1 protein-coding gene is annotated in these 1,275 nt (G+C 53.0%); it reads right to left on the bottom strand.

From position 1 onward, the window contains the following. The coding region (locus A3AY_RS0109945) for an amidohydrolase family protein (protein ID WP_018325531.1) at nucleotides 1-1,219 on the bottom strand (1,219 nt) is incomplete at its 3' end. Between the last annotated feature and the right edge of the window lie 56 nt (nucleotides 1,220-1,275).

A 1,275-nucleotide genomic window follows, 5' to 3' on the forward strand; every position in this document is an offset into this window, starting at 1 on the left:
TCACCTGCATATATCGCTGATATAGATTCTGATGGACATGAGGGGTCATGATCGAGAGTTCGAAATAGCAGTTCGGGTAAAGGTGACTGAGCCACGCGGCCTTACCGACCGAGGGATAGCCGGCATGCAGCGGAATAATTTTAGGCATGCGCATCATGTTGTCGCGATCAAACCGGACAACCTCTTCCAAGAAAAACGGGTCCTGATTGCGAAGGACCACGTCAGGAGCTTCACCGTCACCCGCGTGAATCTGCATGGGCATGTCTCGCTTGAGACACTCCTCAAGAGCGAGGGTGAATGTGTAGCGGCGCAAATCCTTGGTGATTTCCGCGGCAGACTCGCGGTCCATATCGGGCAACTTGCTGAAAGAACCTCTCAGCGCCTCCCAGGATACCTTTGCAGGATTGCGGTCGTGCAGCGGCCGGATAAGACCAATGAACGGCAGGAGGTAAGATTTCATCCCGTATGATTTCTTCCCGAAATTGCCGTTGCCATCCAAAGTCTCGTGTAGCCGCTTGATGTAGCGCTGCTCAAACTCGTCAAAAGAAATGTTGAGATGGAAAAACTCTCTCTGAATCTCTTCGATGCGGCTGATCCGGTTTGACCGGCAGGGTAAGATAGCCTCCTCGAAGCGGGAAATTGCTTCACCTCCCCGGTCCTCGTGGTAGCCGGTTTCGAGCATGATGTTTTCGTAATTGACGTCGCGAAACAGGCTGTTCACATACGCCCAGTAGTTCTTGCCGCGGTCATTTCTGGCCTCGATGACTGCGTCCAGTGTCGCTTCGCAGCCAAGGAACTGGGCCATTTCCTTCACCAGGAACTTAATGAAAATTCCTTGGGAAATATCTCCTGTTACCGCATCTACCTTGCCCTGAATGTCATAGATTTTGTTGAGATCATGCCTCCTGGCCTCGTCCCCGTTGAGCCATTCGGTGTAGATGCCCTTTGGAAAGTAAGCGGCCATCGGCATTCCCGCCAATGAGATGCGCTCCAGATAACGCTTTGGCGAGGTGATCGCATCCTGATCGGTGATAACGTGGCAATGAGTGTCGTCAATCGGCAGCGCATCAACTGCCTCGAATATTGCCGCGAACTCAGGTTCCTGCCTCGAGAGGAACAGCGGTAGGTGCTCCAGGTGATACAAGCCGCTCCGGTTTGAGCCGCTCGTCTGGACACTGGTCCTTGAGCCGGCGTGCGAGCCTTTTGGATACTCTGTCATTTGCGGCCTCCTATTTTTTACGGCATGACCTGCAGGTCACGAGACTTGGAATATTT

Origin of the sequence: Rhizobium giardinii bv. giardinii H152 (assembly GCF_000379605.1) — a bacterium.
GTDB lineage: Bacteria > Pseudomonadota > Alphaproteobacteria > Rhizobiales > Rhizobiaceae > Pararhizobium > Pararhizobium giardinii.